General features: G+C 45.2%; 18 protein-coding genes and 1 riboswitch. Of the genes, 4 read left to right on the top strand and 14 right to left on the bottom strand.

The annotated features are described in order from the left end of the window. Positions 1-11 precede the first annotated feature (11 nt). Genes gerAA through gerAC form a run of 3 tightly spaced genes read left to right on the top strand, consistent with a single transcriptional unit; the run spans position 12 to position 3,644 of the window. Complete coding sequence (gene gerAA, locus QF06_RS14855) at positions 12-1,460, top strand: spore germination receptor protein GerAA (protein WP_003243555.1); 1,449 nt, start codon at positions 12-14, stop codon at positions 1,458-1,460. After that, complete coding sequence (gene gerAB, locus QF06_RS14860) at positions 1,429-2,526, top strand: spore germination receptor protein GerAB (protein WP_009968145.1); 1,098 nt, start codon at positions 1,429-1,431, stop codon at positions 2,524-2,526. The genes gerAA and gerAB overlap by 32 nt, the downstream gene beginning before the upstream one ends. Next, positions 2,523-3,644, top strand: coding sequence for a spore germination receptor protein GerAC (gene gerAC / locus QF06_RS14865; RefSeq protein ID WP_003243203.1), 1,122 nt, complete (start codon positions 2,523-2,525; stop codon positions 3,642-3,644). The genes gerAB and gerAC overlap by 4 nt, the downstream gene beginning before the upstream one ends. Positions 3,645-3,651: 7 nt before the next feature. Here gerAC and liaR read toward each other — a convergent pair whose 3' ends face one another. The 11 genes from liaR to QF06_RS14920 all read right to left on the bottom strand — a co-directional run bounded on the left by liaR (position 3,652) and on the right by QF06_RS14920 (position 13,667). Next, positions 3,652-4,287: a two-component system response regulator LiaR gene (gene liaR, locus QF06_RS14870; protein WP_003243201.1), complete on the bottom strand. Its 636-nt coding sequence runs from the start codon at positions 4,285-4,287 to the stop codon at positions 3,652-3,654. Beyond that, positions 4,265-5,347 (bottom strand): two-component system sensor histidine kinase LiaS, encoded by a 1,083-nt coding sequence (liaS, locus tag QF06_RS14875; RefSeq protein WP_043940191.1) that lies wholly within the window; start codon positions 5,345-5,347, stop codon positions 4,265-4,267. The genes liaR and liaS overlap by 23 nt, the downstream gene beginning before the upstream one ends. Next, positions 5,344-6,069, bottom strand: a complete 726-nt coding sequence (gene liaF, locus QF06_RS14880; RefSeq protein WP_003242605.1) for a LiaRS two-component regulatory system accessory protein LiaF — start codon at positions 6,067-6,069, stop codon at positions 5,344-5,346. The genes liaS and liaF overlap by 4 nt, the downstream gene beginning before the upstream one ends. Positions 6,070-6,102: 33 nt before the next feature. Then, a complete protein-coding gene (gene liaG / locus QF06_RS14885) occupies positions 6,103-6,975 on the bottom strand; it encodes a LiaG family protein (protein WP_003244420.1) in 873 nt (290 codons plus the stop codon). Positions 6,976-7,075: 100 nt separating this feature from the next. Then, positions 7,076-7,753, bottom strand: a complete 678-nt coding sequence (gene liaH / locus QF06_RS14890) for a stress responsive protein LiaH (protein ID WP_003243047.1) — start codon at positions 7,751-7,753, stop codon at positions 7,076-7,078. Between the two features lie 26 nt (positions 7,754-7,779). Further along, on the bottom strand, positions 7,780-8,160 hold the full coding sequence (gene liaI, locus QF06_RS14895; protein WP_003243447.1) for a cell envelope stress-induced membrane anchor protein LiaI: 381 nt from the start codon (positions 8,158-8,160) through the stop codon (positions 7,780-7,782). A 161-nt stretch (positions 8,161-8,321) separates the two neighbouring features. Beyond that, positions 8,322-9,590 (bottom strand): MFS transporter, encoded by a 1,269-nt coding sequence (locus QF06_RS14900; protein ID WP_029318421.1) that lies wholly within the window; start codon positions 9,588-9,590, stop codon positions 8,322-8,324. 182 nt (positions 9,591-9,772) lie between these two features. After that, on the bottom strand, positions 9,773-10,348 hold the full coding sequence (locus QF06_RS14905; protein ID WP_019712957.1) for a cob(I)yrinic acid a,c-diamide adenosyltransferase: 576 nt from the start codon (positions 10,346-10,348) through the stop codon (positions 9,773-9,775). A 22-nt stretch (positions 10,349-10,370) separates the two neighbouring features. Next, entirely contained in the window at positions 10,371-11,699 is a 1,329-nt protein-coding gene (locus tag QF06_RS14910) for an ABC transporter ATP-binding protein (protein WP_080015538.1), read from the bottom strand. Continuing rightward, a complete protein-coding gene (locus tag QF06_RS14915; RefSeq protein ID WP_019712959.1) occupies positions 11,699-12,760 on the bottom strand; it encodes a FecCD family ABC transporter permease in 1,062 nt (353 codons plus the stop codon). Before QF06_RS14915 ends, QF06_RS14910 begins: the two co-directional genes overlap by 1 nt. Further along, a complete protein-coding gene (locus QF06_RS14920) occupies positions 12,723-13,667 on the bottom strand; it encodes an ABC transporter substrate-binding protein (RefSeq protein WP_041850549.1) in 945 nt (314 codons plus the stop codon). The genes QF06_RS14915 and QF06_RS14920 overlap by 38 nt, the downstream gene beginning before the upstream one ends. A 105-nt stretch (positions 13,668-13,772) precedes the next feature. Continuing rightward, positions 13,773-13,911: riboswitch (cobalamin riboswitch) on the bottom strand. A 153-nt stretch (positions 13,912-14,064) separates the two neighbouring features. Here QF06_RS14920 and QF06_RS14925 point away from each other — a divergent pair. After that, positions 14,065-14,856 carry an SDR family NAD(P)-dependent oxidoreductase gene (locus QF06_RS14925; protein ID WP_015384617.1) on the top strand — a complete coding sequence of 264 codons (792 nt, stop codon included), beginning with the start codon at positions 14,065-14,067 and terminating at the stop codon, positions 14,854-14,856. Positions 14,857-14,891: 35 nt separating this feature from the next. On the opposite strand, the gene QF06_RS14930 is transcribed toward QF06_RS14925, so the two are convergent. The 3 genes from QF06_RS14930 to yvrH form a co-directional block, all read right to left on the bottom strand. Further along, positions 14,892-15,770 (bottom strand): SMP-30/gluconolactonase/LRE family protein, encoded by an 879-nt coding sequence (locus QF06_RS14930; RefSeq protein ID WP_043940192.1) that lies wholly within the window; start codon positions 15,768-15,770, stop codon positions 14,892-14,894. A gap of 71 nt (positions 15,771-15,841) precedes the next feature. Then, positions 15,842-17,584 carry a two-component system sensor histidine kinase YvrG gene (gene yvrG / locus QF06_RS14935; protein WP_003228489.1) on the bottom strand — a complete coding sequence of 581 codons (1,743 nt, stop codon included), beginning with the start codon at positions 17,582-17,584 and terminating at the stop codon, positions 15,842-15,844. Beyond that, a complete protein-coding gene (gene yvrH / locus QF06_RS14940; protein ID WP_003243545.1) occupies positions 17,581-18,294 on the bottom strand; it encodes a two-component system response regulator YvrH in 714 nt (237 codons plus the stop codon). The genes yvrG and yvrH overlap by 4 nt, the downstream gene beginning before the upstream one ends. Positions 18,295-18,421 lie beyond the last annotated feature (127 nt).

Genomic DNA, 18,421 nt, shown 5'->3' on the forward strand with positions numbered 1-18,421 from the left:
AGGTGACCTCATTGGAACAAACAGAGTTTAAGGAATATATACACGATAATTTAGCATTGGTGCTGCCAAAATTAAAAGAAAACGATGATCTGGTGAAAAACAAAAAAATGCTTGCGAACGGACTGGTTTTTTACTATCTCTATTTCAGTGAAATGACTGATGAGAATAAGGTGTCAGAAGCCATTAAAACTTTGATTAAAGATGAGGAGACCTTAACGCTTGACCAGGTCAAAAAACGCCTTGACCAGCTTGACGCAAGACCTGTTGAAACTGCAAAAAAAACGATTGAATCGATTCTCAACGGCAATTGTGCTGTGTTTATCAACGGATTGGATAAAGCCTATATTCTGACCACAGGAAAGAAAAAAACAAGAAGCCTGACAGAGCCGACAACTGAAAAAGTGGTTCGCGGCCCAAAAGTAGCGTTTGTAGAGGATATTGATACAAATCTCGCTCTGATCAGACAAAGAACCTCTCATCCGAAATTGATCACCAAAAAAATCATGATCGGCGAAAACAAGCTGAAGCCTGCAGCCATTATGTACATTGAAGGCAAAGCAAAAAAGTCCGTCATAAAAGAAGTGAAGGCGCGGCTTAAAAATATCCAGCTGGAAGATATCCAGGACAGCGGAACGCTCGAGGAGCTCATTGAAGATAATAAATATTCACCATTTCCGCAGATACAAAATACGGAAAGACCTGACAAAGTATCTTCAGCCCTGTTTAACGGCCGTGTGGCAATTTTGGTCGACAGTTCACCATTTGTGCTGCTGGTGCCGGTTTCTCTCGGCATCCTGATGCAATCCCCGGATGACTACTATGAACGCTGGATTTCAGCATCTCTTATCCGGTCGCTGCGCTTTGCTTCTATCTTTATCACCTTGTTTTTGTCATCGATTTATATAGCACTTGTTTCCTTCCATCAGGGGCTGCTGCCGACCGCACTCGCCGTCACGATTTCGGCGAACAGGGAAAACGTGCCGTTCCCTCCGATATTTGAAGCCCTGCTGATGGAAGTCACCATCGAGCTGCTAAGGGAAGCCGGACTGCGACTCCCCAATCCGCTCGGACAGACGATCGGCCTCGTTGGGGGCGTAGTCATCGGACAGGCTGCTGTAGAAGCGAATCTCGTCAGTTCGATTATGGTCATTGTCGTCAGTGTCATTGCCCTGGCATCCTTTACCGTTCCTCAATACGGAATGGGTCTGTCTTTCCGGGTGCTGCGTTTTATTTCGATGTTTTCCGCCGCTATTTTAGGGCTATACGGCATTATTTTATTTATGCTTGTCGTTTATACGCACTTAACGAGACAAACGAGCTTTGGGTCTCCGTATTTTTCGCCAAACGGATTCTTTAGCCTGAAAAATACGGATGACTCCATTATCCGTCTCCCAATTAAAAACAAACCAAAAGAGGTGAATAATCCAAATGAGCCAAAAACAGACTCCACTGAAACTTAATACCTTTCAAGGTATTTCTATTGTTGCAAATACAATGCTTGGGGCCGGACTTTTAACATTGCCGCGAGCGCTGACCACTAAGGCTAATACGCCTGACGGCTGGATCACGCTGATATTAGAAGGTTTCATTTTTATTTTCTTCATTTATTTAAACACGCTCATTCAGAAAAAACATCAATACCCTTCACTCTTTGAATATTTGAAGGAAGGGCTTGGGAAATGGATCGGCAGCATCATCGGCCTTTTGATCTGCGGCTATTTCCTCGGCGTAGCCAGCTTCGAGACACGGGCAATGGCTGAAATGGTGAAGTTTTTCCTGCTGGAGAGAACCCCAATTCAAGTCATTATTTTAACGTTTATTTGCTGCGGCATTTATTTAATGGTTGGGGGCTTAAGCGATGTGTCGCGGCTGTTTCCCTTTTATTTAACGGTAACCATTATTATTTTGCTGATTGTGTTCGGGATCAGTTTTAAAATTTTTGATATCAATAATTTGCGTCCTGTTTTAGGCGAAGGCCTTGGACCCATTGCAAACTCCCTTACCGTCGTTTCCATCTCTTTTTTAGGAATGGAAGTGATGCTGTTTCTTCCTGAACATATGAAGAAAAAGAAATACACGTTCAGATATGCGTCTCTAGGATTTCTGATTCCGATTATCTTATATATCCTTACGTATATTATCGTTGTCGGAGCTTTGACCGCTCCCGAGGTGAAAACGCTGATTTGGCCGACTATTTCTCTCTTTCAGTCCTTTGAGCTTAAAGGCATATTTATTGAACGGTTTGAATCCTTTTTACTGGTGGTCTGGATTATCCAGTTTTTCACCACATTTGTCATTTACGGATACTTTGCCGCTAACGGGCTAAAGAAGACATTTGGATTATCGACTAAAACAAGCATGGTGATTATCGGCATAACGGTCTTTTATTTTTCTCTCTGGCCGGATGACGCCAATCAAGTCATGATGTATAGCGATTATCTTGGCTATATTTTTGTCTCCCTGTTTCTGCTTCCGTTCATTCTCTTTTTCATTGTAGCTCTCAAGAGGAGGATTACAACAAAATGAAAATCCGGATTTTATGTATGTTTATATGCACCCTATTGCTGTCCGGATGCTGGGACAGTGAGAATATCGAGGAATTAAGCTTAGTGATCGGAGTAGGGCTAGACAAGCCTGACGATGAAAATTTAGAGCTGACACAGCAAATTCTCGTGCCGAAAATAATCAGCGCCAAGGAGGGCTCTTCATCTGATCCGACACAGCTTTCTATCACAAAGGGTAAAACTGTCCATCAAATGATGAGAACCTCTGCATTAAAGCATAAGCCTACGTTTTCACAGCATTTGCGTCTCATTCTGCTTTCCAAAAGCGTGATTGCGGATCAAATTGGAATGGACGCCATTATTAACCAGTTTGTCAGAGACAACGGAACAAGGAGGAGTTCCTACGTCTTTATCACCAACGGCCGAACTAAGGATATATTTAACATGAATGATGAAGGCGAACCCGCATCCAACGTGATATATGATCTGACAGAGAATAATAAGGTGACGATCAGAACGATGGAGCCAGTTACATTGGGGGAGATCTCAGAACACTTAACCTCTGACGATTCATTCCTCATCCCTCATGTCGGTAAGGAAAACGGCAAGCTCGCGATAAACGGAGCCTCTATCATAAAAAATAAATTATGGCACCGGGACCTCACCCCGATTGAGGTTCAAAATATCAGCTTATTTTCAGGCACTGTCGAGGGAGGCGTCATTGACTTGAAGCGCGATGGCCATCTCTTTTCTTATGAAGTATATTCAAGCAATCGGAAGATCAAGACGGCATACAAGGACGGAAAGTTCAAATTCACCGTTACCCGCAATATTGAAGGTCGTCTATCTGAGGACTGGAATCCCAATGAAGACTCGTTTAAGGATTCATATATTAAAAGTATTGAAAAGACAGTCGAAAAACGAGTACACGAAACAGTAACGTCATTTATTACAGAGAAGCTGCAGAAAGAGATCAAAGCGGACGTAACCGGGCTGGGAAACGAGGTCAGAATTCATTATCCTCAAAAGTGGAAAAAGATTTCAAGAAAATGGGATGATGATTATTTCAGCAATGCGGAAATAGACTACCGGGTCAATGTGATTGTCAGAGACTTCGGAACGAAAGGCGCAAACAAATAGCAGCCGCCTAATTCACGAGATGATTTCGGTGTGCGTACACCGCCGCCTGCGTCCGGTCACTGACATCCAGCTTTGATAAAATATTCGTAATATGTGTTTTGACTGTTTTAATCGTAATAAACAGTTCCTCGCCTATTTCTTTGTTTGTCTTTCCTTCTGCGATCAGGCAGAGTATTTCGAGCTCCCGTTTTGTAAGCGATTCATGCGGGAGCGCGTTTTCACCTGAGTGGCGCAGCCTGGATAATACTTTTCCCGCCACTTTTGACTCCAGCTTCGGCTCTCCCTTGCTTGCGGCGCGGATGGCATCGGCGATTTCTGCCGCTTTTGAGGTTTTCAACAGATAGCTGAGCGCGCCAGCTTCAATAACCGGGTACACTTTGTCATCATCAATGAAGCTAGTGAGCACAATAATTTTCGGGTCGGAAAGCTCCCGGCAAATTTGCTTTGTAGCTTCAATGCCATCCATGCCCTCCATGACAAGGTCCATTAAAATGACATCAGGCGACAGTTCCACAGCAAGCCGAACACCTTCGCTGCCGTCCGATGCTTCGCCGATGACTTCAATATCGGGCTGCGCCTCCAAAAAAGCCGCGAGCCCCATTCTGACCATTTCATGATCATCAATCAATAATACTCGAATCACGTTCGTTCTCTCCTTTTTCTTCCGGAAAAATCGGGACCTTCACTTCGATTTGAGTGCCTTTTCCTTCTACTGAAATCACTTCGGCGACACCGCCGATTTCACTTGCACGTTCTTTCATAGAATTCAAGCCGTATGAGGAGGCTTTCACCTGGTCCATTTTAAAGCCTTTTCCATTATCAATCACCTTCAGACGGAGCTGGCTGTTCTTTATGCCCAGAATCACGGTTACTTTTGACGCTTTTGAATGTCTAAATACGTTTGAAAGGGCCTCCTGCACGATTCTGAACAAGTGGTCTTCAACACCCTTGGATATCGCTGTGTCCTGTATATCCCACTCAATATCAATCGGCTGCTTTTTTCGGAACTCGTCCAAAAGCTCCGTAAGGCCCTCCTTCAGCCCTTTTCCTTCAAGGGTAACAGGCCGTAAATGGAGCAGCAGCCCCCTCATCTCATTTTGGGCTTCGCCTGCCATATGCTCGACCATCCTGATCCGCTTGACTGTTTTGTCATCAGCATCCTTGACATGTTCCAGCACGGCTGATGTCATCATCGATATGGCAAAGAGCTGCTGGCTGACCGCATCATGAAGATCTCTGGCCAATCGCTGGCGTTCTTCTGAGATAACCGACTTCTTCATTTGAGCCTGCCATTCCGCACGTTCATTGGAAAGTTTCTGGAGGGATGCGACTTGAAGCTCCACGCGCTTCGCCATTTCGTTCAGCTGATCAGCAGCCAGGCCGATTTCATCATCACCGAGCGGCGGTATCCGATAAGCGAAATTGCCGTTTTCAAAGGTTAAAATGGATTCAATTAATGTATCAATCCTTGTCTTCAACCGGTTGCCGTACATATACCCTGAGGCGAAACCGACGGTCACGCTGATCAGAAGCAAAATCAGGATAAACGGAATTCCGAACCAGCTTGATGACAGCAAAACAAGCGGATCGAGCCGATAGTAAAACATCATAAAGGAAATCAGGCAAACAAAAAGGAGCAGGCTGATTCCCGTTGTCATGCGGATGGCGCGCCATTGGAGGCTGGCAAGCATTTTTTTTCTCATACGTACTTCACATCCACATCACCGATAAATAAGGAAACGGACACTTTTACCCGGCGCTTTGACTCGCTAAAATCAGTTGACGCGGCATATACCTTCGTGCTTAATCCGCTTTTCTTCGAGCCGATCAGATTAATGTCTCCTATAAAAACAGCCGAGCTGACAGCCACTTCAAGGTCCGATGGTACATAAATATCAACGTTACCAATGACTCCGCTAATGACGATTGTACTTTCTCCCTCGGGAATCATCGCTTTAGATAAATCGATTTTGATATCACCGATAAAACCAGAGACATTTAAATCGTTCAGGTCAAACGGCTGCTTCATCATTTGCAGCTCACCGATAAAAAAGCTGCGCATGTCGGGATGTTTTACATCTTTTGGCGGCTCATGATGTTCTTTTTTATTGAGATTGACCTGTTTCTCATTCGGTTCAAATATCGGCTTCCCTTTGATAAGCCTGTAGCCGGCGTAAATCAGAAATGCGGCAAACGCATAGCCGAATAAATTAAAGGTGATGCTGAAGAGGTTTTTCAAAAATAGAAACGCGGCAAAGATATACATGACGGAGCCAAGCCAATCACGGGAATATTTTTTAAGGAAATAGCCGGCAATCAGAAAAAAGAGCGGCCAAAACAGCAGATCGCCTATTCCGATAATTTGCAAAAACATACTGATGCCGAATAAAGCAATGATCAATCCGAGAAGCTGTTTTTTTGTCATTCCTGGTGTCCGCCTCCTTTCTTCTGCCTAGTGCTACCGTATCGCTAGATCCCCGCTGTCCGTTTTGATGTCGATTGGATGCCGGCCGCTTCCTTGCGTGCCTGTGATGTGATGCTGTTCTTTATGTCCTTTATCAGCAAATGAATACGGCGAACTGACGTCACCGCTTGCTGATAAAGCATTGACTGCAAAGCTGCCATTTTGGGGAAGGCTTACATTAGCATCACCGCTTGTCAGCGTGACAGATACGGGACCGGTTACCTTTTTCAATACAGCATTAAAATCTCCTGAAGTCATTTTCACATCAAGAGAGCCTGATACATGAACCAGATTTGCGTCCCCTGAAGCTAAATCAATGCCGGCTGTTTTGGAGACGGTATTTGAAATGGAAACATCCCCCGATGATGCCTTCACTTTCAGATCTTGAATGCGGACGTCCGTCACGCTCGTATTTCCGCTCGCAGATACTGCGTTCAGCCCGGAAAGCGCAAGATGGTCATTCCCGGCCACAGACACGTCACCGCTTGAGGTTCGTACTGCCAGATCACCTTTATAATCATACGGAAGCCTGACGATAAGAGTTGAACGGTTAAATCCATTCAAAAATTGAAATTCTTTTTCCTTTACGGTCAGCTCCAGTTTTCTTTTGTTTTCAGTAACAAATAACTTTCCTGAGTCTCCTGAAATGCCTGCCGATATGTCACTTCGTTCTTCCGCTATAATCCGGACATCCTTGCTATCCGACTCAATGACCATGCTGTCAATGTCCCGCGGCGATGCGCTGGCTGAATCAGCTTCTGTGCCATTTATGAAACCTAGGCCTGCAGCAAACACATCTTTTACGACGACGGCGAAAAAAACCAGAATACCGGCAGTGATCAACAGTTTGCCAAGCATTTTTTTCATTCGGTTTCATCCTTCTCATTCATTCTATTATAAAGGAAAAGCTTGCGAATTGATACGTGCGGAAGGGAAGGACTTGACCGCAAATCCTTCCCCGTTCCGCTTATTCATTTGCCGCTTTTGTCTGGTCTGATTTTTGCAGTGAAAGTGTCCGCATTTTTTCAATCTCCGCTTCCACATCGTCTGCGAATTCTTTACGTGTAAGTTCTGTGCCGGCTTCCGCTGACTTTGAATAATTCGCGCGGATTTCCATTTCTTCAATACGATTTTCAATACGTAAAAATTCACGATACGCGCTTTCACTGTCAATTTTGTCAAATGTCGTATTCATATGCTCTTTAGCTTTCGCCGCATTTGCCCGCGCAATCAGCGCCTGTTTTTTATCCTTTACGTCCTGAAGCTTTGTTTCAAGTGCAGCCAGCTGCTCTTTCAGATCAGCCAGCTGACTGTTTGCCTGTTCATAGGAAGCTTTATGCTCAGCCGCCTTCCCTTCTAAATACTTCATTTCAGTCAGCGCCTTTTTCGCCAGTTCTTCTTCACCTGCGTCAAATGCGAGCTGTGCCTGATTTTTCCGTTTGCCAGCCACTTCAGCGGCTTCTTCATATTTTTTCTTAAATTGATAGGCAATCGTGTGCTGTTTCACAATTGTTTGCTTTGCTTTTGCGATGTCGCTTTCCATATCGCGTACATATTGATTCAGCATCACCTTTGGATTCTCCATTTTATCAAGTCCTTCATGAACTGACGCAACAAACATGTCTCTGATTCTTTTTAATACCATACCTGATTCCTCCTAATATATTGATATTATTTTTTCTTCAAAAATTCTTCCCATTCGTCATCAAAGTGAGATTGGTAGGCAGCAGAAGCCGGTTCAGGATCAAAAGATGATACACCGTTATCAGCTGATCCGTTTTTCATCAGCTTCCAGCCGTAATACACCATAGCGGCCGCCAATGCGATTCCGACGACAAACGGAAGTGAGCAGATGAGCATAATGGCTCCGATACCGCCCACGATGATTCCCGTGATGGTTTTTCCCGCGGCAAACCTTTTGATTCCTGCGTATGTCATCAAGCTCCCGATGGCGAGCGGGATGATAAAGCCGAAGCTTCCTCCTCCAAAAAAGACGGAGATCCCAAATACAATTAATAAGAATCCGCCTATTGTTTTCTTGTTTATTTTCATGCAGATCCTCCTTTCGTTTTCCTTGTCTTCATCTTATACAAGTTGGAAGATATGCAAAACGAATCAGAGATTGATTTTTATATAAGACCGGAGTCGTATCTCGCACAGGACCCATCGGCACAAAAAAACGCCATGCACGAGGCATGGCGTTTTAAAACCCTTTACAGATGAACACTTGCTTCCCTTTCTTTAATCAGGTCGGACCTTTCTGCTTTGGCCAGTTTTGTAAACAGCAAGATTCCGATACCCGCAATAATTTCGACAATCCCGCCGGCAGCGATCACTTTACCTGAGCCGAAAGCATTTGCGGCATACCCGCAAATGACAGCTCCGGCAGGGATCGAAATATTGGAGATCATATGTATAACGGCGTAAACCTGCGGCTGATCCTCACTATCCACAGACGTCTGGATAATCGTGTACTCAGGAACATTAACAGCACTGACTGCGGCGCCAAAGGTAAAAGCAGCGAAAAAGACGAGCGGCAAAAAGGTATTCATCCCGGTAATAAAGAAAGCAAATCCTTCAATAATGCCGGCAGTGACGAATAACAAGCCGTACCTGTTTACCTTGACTTTCGCCAGCACAAACCCTAATAAAAACGCGCCCGCGGCGGTGGTGGCCTTTAAAAGCGAGTATACGATCGGCTGGCCGTTTAAATCTTCCGCAACGTATACGGCAGAGAGCGCTTCCCATGGGGCAGCCGCGAAATTCATAAAGATACAGTAAATGGCGAGCGGATATAAAATCTGGTGTTTTCTGACGAGCCTAAAGCCGCGTTTCAGTCTTCCGATATATGTGCCTCTCTGTGTAACAACCGCAGACTCTGATTGAGATTCAACCGCAGTGTACTTAATAAAAAGAACGAGAAAACCTGACACCAAATAGAGCACAAGTGCGATAAGCATGGTATAAGAAGGACTGATAAATGTAAGAAAAGCGCCGCATAATGTGACAGCCCCAAGCCGGACAATTTGAGCGGAGGATTGCAGCACAGCGTTTGCTTTTTGAATGCCCTGTTCATTGACGATTTGAGGAATCAAAGCGATAGAGGCGGGATTGTAGGCAGCTCCAGTAGCTGAATGCACAATCATAAGCGTCATGACAAACCACAGCGGAGAGAAGCCCGCAAAATGACATAGAGGGATAATCAAAACAATCGCCGCCCTTGTCAGATCTGAAAAGTACATCCAAAATTTCAGCGTGGTCTGTTTCATAAAAGGCCCCGTCACAGGCGCCAGAACGGCTTCCGGCAAAAACGTGACAGCAATCAATAAAGCAGTGCCGATCGCACCTTTGCCGTCATAAATTAAAAACCATAATATTGAATTAAATGCGAACATATCGCCGGATATCTTGACTATTCTTGAGAAAAACAGATAATTGAAATTTCTCTTCCAGATGCTATCACTTTCAATCAATTTCACCATCCATCAGAGCCCCCCGTTGCCTATTTTTTACATCTATTTATTACAATATCTCATTTTTCCATTTTTCAGTCAATAATTCATAAGGTTCATTTTTTGTCGTAAAATGGGAAATTGACAGAGTGAAAAACAAAAAAAGCCGGCATGTATTTGAACACGCCGGCTTTCGTTTTCACTTTTTATGATTAACTGCTGTCTCGGTCCCGAAACACAATGGCACTTCTTTCATATTCTACATCGCCAATACCGTTTCTTGCATTCACAACCCGTGCGGCGGCAAAGAAATAATCGGACAGACGATTGAGATAACGCAGCACTGTTTCATGAATCTCCTCCGATTTCATCAGCGCCACCACTCTTCGTTCTGCCCGCCTTGTAATGGTGCGTGCGATATGGAGAAGCGAAGCACACTTTGATCCGCCTGGAAGAATAAATTTCTTCAGTTCCGGCGCTTCTGCTGTATAGGCATCAATGCGCGTTTCTAAAAAGGAAACAGATTCTTCCGTTAGTTTGTAGTCTTTTCTTTCTGTGACGATTGCCAGATCGCCTCCGCAGTCAAACAGCTCATGCTGGATGGTCAGCAGCTCGGCTGTCAGATCTTCAAAGCCGGGCTGCCCGGAAAGCTCTGCCAAAGTAAGCCCGATAAAGCTGTTAAGCTCGTCAATCGTGCCGTAGCTTTCGACGCGTAGGCTGTCCTTGTCCGTTCTGCCCCCGACTAAGCCCGTTTGTCCCTTATCGCCTGTTTTTGTATATAGTTTCATACCCTGAATCTCCTTTACAGACTTATTCAAACAACTCAGCAGCCTCTTTTATACATTCAGCTGTCCCTTTCTTTATCAATTGATTCAGCCGCTGTTCTATGTTTTCGGATTGCTGAGTTTGAGTCGCGGCGATGAGAATATCACCTGTGCCTCCTCCGTCTCCCAGCACTTTCGTCCGTTCTGCTTCGGCAGCCATAAGAGCTTTGATGAAGAATTGATCTGCCGCATAGCCGTTTATCAAAATCCAAATCGAAAAGCCGGTCTGAACGCATATGAAAACGGATAACTCTCTGTCTTCATACGTTCGATACACGAAACGGTCAAGTCTTTCTGAAGAAGCCATCGCACACGTCTCCTGCAGTTGAAAACCGCTTTCTGAAAGACAGGCCGTAAGTCCTTCTATCGGATCTGGCTGATCTGGCAGCCGTTTATGGATCAGCGTCCTGCTCCACGAAAACCCTGCACCGATAGGCGTCGAGGACAATGTTCGAAGCGGGATTTCCGTTTGCAGAAGAATGTTATCACGCCCCGCTTGGAGCAATGCTTCAAATAGGATAGACTGCCGCTTCGCGCTATCTTTTTCAGGCTGAATCACAATCAACGGTTTAGGTGAGCTTTGATGTACCAAGGCGGTGACATCTGTATCGTACACCGCCTTTATGCTTTGTTCTGTGACAGCATATTCCGGTTTTTGCTTAGGACCAGCGGCACCGTTTTTCATAAACATGAGCTCATCACAGTACAGGCTTGCGGTGTTCAGATCATGAAAAACGCTGACAGCTGCCAATCCGCTTTCTCTCGTCAGGCGTTTGATCAGATCAAGCAGGTCTTTTTGATAAGCCAGATCGAGAAAATTAGTCGGCTCGTCCAAAAATAAAATACGCGGCTGCTGCGCCAAAGCTTGTGCCAAATACACCCGCTGCTGTTCCCCTCCGCTTAGTTCGCGAATAGGCTTTTGCGCAAAATCGGCCACTCCTGTTTGCTCCATTGCTTCCTGTACAATGGCTTCATCCTTTTCAGTCTGCTGTCTGAACAGCCCCGTTTGGAATGGATATCTGCCAAAGGCTACAGTTTCTTCGACGGTAAAGGTGAAGGCTTGATCCGTTTTTTGCGGCAGGACGGCCATGATTTGCGCCAGTTCCTTCGGTTTATAGTCCGCCAGCAGTTTTCCGGCCAGATAAACGCTGCCTTCCTTGGCCGGCAGCGTACCTGTCAGCAAGTGCAAAAGCGTAGTTTTTCCGCTTCCATTAGGGCCAAGAATTCCGAGAAATTCTCCCTTCTTCACTGTTAAGCTGACATTGTTGATTAGGCGGCTGTCGCCGTATCCTCCCGACAGCCCTTCTGCCTTCATCATAAGCTTCTCCTCCCGCGGTGCTGCCGAATTAAAATAAGAGCGAACACAGGCGCTCCCGCCAAGGACGTAATGATCCCGATCGGCAGTTCAATCGGCTCAATGATGGTTCTGGAAAGCAGATCGGCTAAAACGAGAAACCCTGCCCCGAGCAAGGCGGACAGCGGCAGTAAATGCCGATGGTCCGTTCCCCACAATAGCCTTGTGATATGCGGAATCACAAGGCCGACAAAGCCGATCGTGCCCGATACTGCCACAGCGCTTCCCGTCAAAAGAGATCCTGCTATTAATATCATCATCTTCCTCTGCTGAACGCTGACTCCAAGAAGCTTTGCTTTATCTTCTCCATATGTCATCACGTTCAGTTCCCTTCCGTTTATAATCAATAAAATGGTTCCCAAAAGAAAAAACGGGAGAAACAAAATAACATAGCTCCAGCCCCTCATTGAGACGCTGCCAAGCAGCCAATGCACAATCGGAAGCAGGTTGTCTCCTGTCAAGGCGATGATAAGAGAAATAAATGCGCCTAAAAAAGAGTTGGTGATGACACCGGTCAAAATGAGGGTGGAAACAGACATCGAAGCATGAACGAGGCGGCTGAAGAAAAGGACCGCCGCCATCGTGGCAAGTGCCGCGGCTACACTCACAACCGGGAGTGTAAACCCTCCGATGACAGGAAGGTGCAGACCTAAGAACAGAGTCACAACAGCTCCGACTGAAGCACCGGATGACACACCTAGCGTATAGGGATCAGCAAGTGGATTTTTCAATAATCCTTGAAAAGCGGCCCCTGCAATAGAAAGAGCCGCCCCCACAAGGGCGGCCAGCACAACTCTCGGCAGTCTGATATTCATCATAATATTAGTGTACATCGGATCATCAGAACCAATAGAGCCGCCGAAGCCTTGATGCCAAAAGACACGAAAAACAGCGGGAATAGGAATATGCAGGCTGCCGCAAGAAATTCCTAAGATGATGCTCACGGCTAAAAATGAGAAACCAATGATATATGCGGCATAACGATTATTCCTTAAACGTATCCGGGTAAATGCTTTCCGCAAGTTCTTCGACCCCTTCGATCAGACGGGGACCGGAACGTGTCACAAGATCAGGGTCCACATCATATACACGATGATGTTTCACAGCATTGATTTCGCTCCAGCCATCGCGTTTTTCCACAGCTTTCGCTTTCACACCGTCCGTTGTAACAATTGCATCAGGATTGAGTTTTACGATCGCCTCATCTGTCATTTGCACCCATCCTGTCTGATCCGCAGCTGCGTTTTTAGCATGGATGACATTCAGCATTTCATTCATAAACGTATCTTTTCCGGTTGTATAAATGTCAGGATCAGGAGAAACCTCGATAAATACGCTTTTCTCCTCGTCTTTTGAAATGGTTTTCGCTTTTTCTTGAATATCCTTTAGATCTGATTTCATGCTTTTCACGAGCTGATCAGCTTTTTTCTCCGCCCCGGCAGCTTCTCCGATCATTTCGATTGATTTGTACACCTCGGAGAATGATTGTGCATCATTGACAGTCAGCACTGTAATGCCCGCGTCCTTCAGCTGTTTGATGGCATCCGCTGATGCTGACATGGAAGACTCATGGGCCAGAACGAGATCTGGTTTTAGAGAAATGACTTTTTCAACGTTTACATTCATATCTCCGACTTTCTCAACCTTTTTGACTTCCTTTGGATATGTATCGTTTGTGGTGACACCGACCACTTTGTCACCAAGGCCGAGTGCGTATGTAATTTCTGTGTTGCTCGGCATTAATGAAACAATCTTTTTTGGCTCTTTTTTGATGGTTACATCTTGATTTGACGCATCATCAATGGTGACAGGAAACGCTTCTGTTTTTTGTTTTGCCTTTGAATCCTTCTGATCCGCAGGATTGCCGCAGCCTGCCAGCATAACAACAGCCAACAGGAGCGCAGTCCATATCCCGGCTCGTTTTTTCATAATTTTTTCCTCCTAAACGAACTAAAAAAGCATCTCTACGACGGTAAAGATGCTGTAAACAACACAAAAAAGCCTATTGTTTACACATCATCTGTCCTCGCAGAATTCGTGCTGATCAAACAGGCAGGTATCCTGGCTCTTGGCGCTTGGCCAATTACAGTGGCGGGACCGCACCGGCTTTTACCGGTTTCCCTTTTAAGCCGGCTGTTGTTCACGGACCGGCACCTATTTGACATTCGTATCCTTTTTTCGGAGTAATTATACTATATGACTGACAGGCTTGTATATGTGTCCTGAATGACTTTTCCCCATATTGTGTATGGGAGCAAAATCCTCGTAAACACTAAATTTGATCTTGTATACTTAATACCATCATCAATCAAAAGGAATGATTCTTATGGATTTACAGCTAAAAGACAAACTCGTCTTAATCACCGGCTCGACGTCCGGTATCGGGAAAGCCGCCGCAAAAAGCTTTCTGCAAGAGGGTGCGGCAGTCATTGTCAACGGACGCAAACAGGAGACTGTCGATCGCACCATTGAAGAGCTTTCTGGCTATGGAACAGTGCACGGTGCTGCTGCCGATTTGTCAAAAACAGATGAAGCAGCGGCTTTTATCGAGAAAGTAAATGAAATCGGTGATATTGATATCCTTGTCAACAACCTTGGTTTCTTCGAGGTAAAAGACTTTGCCGATGTGACAGATGAAGAGTGGAATCAATATTTCGAAGTGAACGTGATGAGCGCCGTTCGGACAAGCCGTCACTTCCTTCCAAAAATGCTTGCCAAAAACAGCGGCCGCATTTTAAATATTGCAAGTGAAGCAGGCGTCAAACCGCTGCCAACGATGATTCCATACTCAATGACAAAAACGGCGCTGATCAGCCTTTCAAGAGGAATGGCTGAAATGACAAAAGGCACAAATGTGACGGTTAACTCAGTGCTCCCGGGACCTACTTGGACAGAGGGCGTGGCATCCTATATGGAAGGTGCCGCACAAGCAGCCGGCCAGGATACAGATACATTTATCAAAGACTATTTCAAGGTCAATGAGCCAACCTCACTTATTCAGCGATACGCGACAGCAGAAGAAGTCGCCAACACAATCGTATTCCTCGCGTCTGACGCCGCATCCGCCATTAACGGCACGGCACAGCGTGTGGAAGGCGGCATTATCCGTTCTCTGTAGTATAAAAAACGCATCCGTGTTTCGGATGCGTTTTTTTATACGTCTCCAGCAAATGGTACCGGCTGATATCCGCCTGTTTCCAGTTGTGCTGAAAACAACCCTCCAGCGTGAGGCTGCTCGTATCTCTCTTTTTCTGTCATTTGTTCTGTTGCCGTTGTAATGTAAAGGTTTTTTAAGTCTCTGCCGCCGAACGCGCAGCACGTGACATATTTAGCCGGCACGCTGATTGAATTGATTTCTTTTTTCTGAAACGGGTCAATGTGAACAACGCGGCTGCCGCCAAACAGCGCCACCCACAGCATGCCATTTTGGTCAATTGTCATGCCGTCCGGTAATCCGTCTGACTGATCAAAACGATAGACAGGTTCTGGATTCGAAACATCTCCGCTTTGAGGATCATAGCTGTAACGCACAATCTCCTGCGTCGGCGTGTCGATGTAATACATCAAATTCCGCTCGCGGTCCCAATCCAAACCGTTTGAGGTGGAGACTTGATCCTTGATTTTGACAAGACTGCCGTCTAGATTCAAACGGTACAGCGACGCCTGTTTTTGCTCGCCTTCCATGCTCGTCGTCCCCGCCCAAAGCCTTCCGTACGGGTCACATTTAGCATCATTAAATCTCAGGCTCTCATGCATGTCCTTCGGCTGTTTAATTTTTTCCAAGCTGTCATCCCGAAGATGATACAGGTAAAACCCGTCCTTCATGGTCATAATCAGTTCATCCTTTGAATATTTCGCAAGCGCCGTCACAAAGGATTTGAATTTGATTGATCGGTTGATTTTTTCTTCAGGGTCAAAGATATGGAGCTCGCTCCCCAGGATATCAACCCAATATAAGCGGCCGTTTTCTTCATCCCATAACGGGCCTTCTCCAATCACTGCCCGAGTGTCTGCTTCCAATACTGCATCCATGTGTTACACCTCTTTAGCTTCAGTCTATATATTGTTATTCCCGGCAAAGAGGTGTCCAAACCACTTGATGTTTATTGTTTTTTAAAAAGGATGGTAATGACCGTTCCAATGTTCATTCTGCTGTTCACATGGATCGTTCCGTTATGGAGATGGACAAGCTCCTTGGCAATCGCGAGCCCGAGACCCGTTCCGGCAGTTGAATCTTTTGTGTTCGTCCCTCTGTAGTAACGGTTAAACAAATGGGTAATCGTTTCTTCATCCATTCCTTTCCCATTGTCCTTCACCTTTAAAGATATATGATTTTTTGTTTGCTCCAGAATGACTTGAATCTCTGTTCCTTTGTCGTTGTGCTTCACGGCATTCCCAAGGAGGTTTTCTAATATGCGCCTGAACCACGCTTCATCAAGGGCAAATTCAATATGCTCTTCTTTGGATACAAACGAGATATCATAGCCTTCAGAAAACGGATTTTTCTTAAAATCCTCAATGACATTTTTAAAAAACGGGATAAGGCTAGTGAGATTTCTCTCAATAGGAAGAGCATCATTTTTCAGCCGATACGTTAAATTTAAGTCTTCAATCAGCTTGGACATGTATTCAGATTTTTCTCTGACAACCTGCCCCATTTCTTTCACTTCTTCCGGCGACCAGTCATACTGCTTCGACTCGAGCATCATGCTGTAGCCGTAAATGCTGCTGAGCGGTGTTTTTAAGTCATGTGACAAACCGGCAATCCATTCTTCCCTTGTCGCCTGGATTTTTTCTCTGTTTCTTTTATCCCTTCTCAGCGTTTCAGTCAGCTGATCCATTGATTCAAATATCTCACCGAAGAAGCGGTACGGCTGTTTGATTTTTCCCTTTTTATTTTTGCTGACAGGACGGCCTTCCCGGTTTCTGGGCTCCTCAAGCTTCCCTTTTGACAGATTGACCAGCCATCTAATCGTGTGAAAAATCGGCAGCCCGAATCGGAACATATACCAAACGGTCATCCAAATGATATACATGAACAAAACGGCCATCACGAGAAACATCGCTTTTAATACAACCTTCAGGAATGATTTGTTAAACTCCTGATCGGTTACATAGACTGGGTTTGGCACCGTAGCGACCATCCATCTGTCTTTATTGAGGATCTTAACGGAAATTTCCCGCTTATAGTTCCAAGGCTTAGAGCTGTATTTAAGCAGCTCCAGCTGGTTCATCGTTTTTCTTTCGCTTTTTGTGCTGTTGATGCTGTCGAGAATCTTTCCATTGCTGTCTAACAGGTAAATGGCGCCTTTTTTCCGTTTAATATAGTCGACGGTACTGGACTTATAGTGCGCTAGCGAGTCTATCTTTTGTTCGCGCTTTTCAACGGAAGTCAGGAGCTGTTCACTTTTTGATTTCCAGCCGGACAATAGAAGATACGACTTATCTTCAATATTGATGGCCCAATAATTCAGTTTATAGTTATGAAGCTTTTTGGTTTTATAAATAGACAAAAGCTCTTTCTTGGTATAGGTGCCCGGCACGTCTTTTGGCACGCCGTAGGAATAATCAGTGTTTCCTTCCGAATCAATGATTTGCATCCAGCCGTGCTGTTTATCAACAGATTTCTTCAGGAAATTATCCACTTCCCATGTCCCGTCTTCGTTTACATCGAGATATGCCTCAAGTGTGTCGGTCGTTGCCTTCGTCAGCCCTGAATTGGATTCCGCATCGCTAAAACGAGCGTCTAAATAGAAAAACGACGCAACAAGCATAACCGTAAGCAGCAGGATCACAATCAGCATCTGGCCGAAAAAGTGAAACAAAAACTTCCATCTTAACCTCATGACCGCTTGCCTTCAGGATTTGGGATAAAACGATAGCCGAGACCTCGAACGGTTACAATATACTCCGGATTGCTCGGATCGCGCTCAATCTTCTCCCTAAGCTTGCGAATATGTACCATGACGGTGTTGTTGTCACCGTAGGAAGGATAGCCCCATACTTTTTCATATATTTGATCTTTGGAAAGCACCACGTTAGGGTGTTCACAAAAATACTGCAAAAGCTGCAGAAGCTGGGCTGAACAGGCAACGGCTTCCCCGCCTACGATCAACTCGGCATTTTGCGGAGAAAAAGTAAAGTAATCATATGTGTAGGTTTGATTTGAACTCGTTTCTTTCGATTGATATGTACGCTTGAGATGCGCTCTGATCCGCGCCGCTAATTCCAGCGGATTAAATGGTTTTGTGATATAGTCATCAGCTCCAACCGCAAAGCCCGATAATTTGTCCGCGTCGGATGATCTTGCCGTCAGGAAAAAAATCGGAGCGTCTGAATACTCTCTGATCAATGTGCAGGCTTCAAAACCGGACATTCCGCCCATCATGACATCCAGCACAATCAAGTCAACCTTATTGGCCTTCACAACGGGAATCGCTTCTTCTGCGCTTGCCGCATCCAGTATATTTCGATAACCTTCTTTTTCGAGAACGCGTTTGATCATGTCCACAATCGCTTTCTCATCGTCTACGATTAAAATTGACGCATTTTCCACTTTTATGTTCCTTTCTGTCACTGTTTTTTTCATCTTATCATTATATCGTTTATTTATGGTACATTTTTGAATACATTGGAGCTTGGCAAATCAAAACAGCAAAAAAGGAGCAAACAAGCGCTCCCTT

This window comes from Bacillus sp. YP1 (assembly GCF_000877815.1).
Classification (GTDB): Bacteria; Bacillota; Bacilli; order Bacillales; family Bacillaceae; genus Bacillus; species Bacillus subtilis.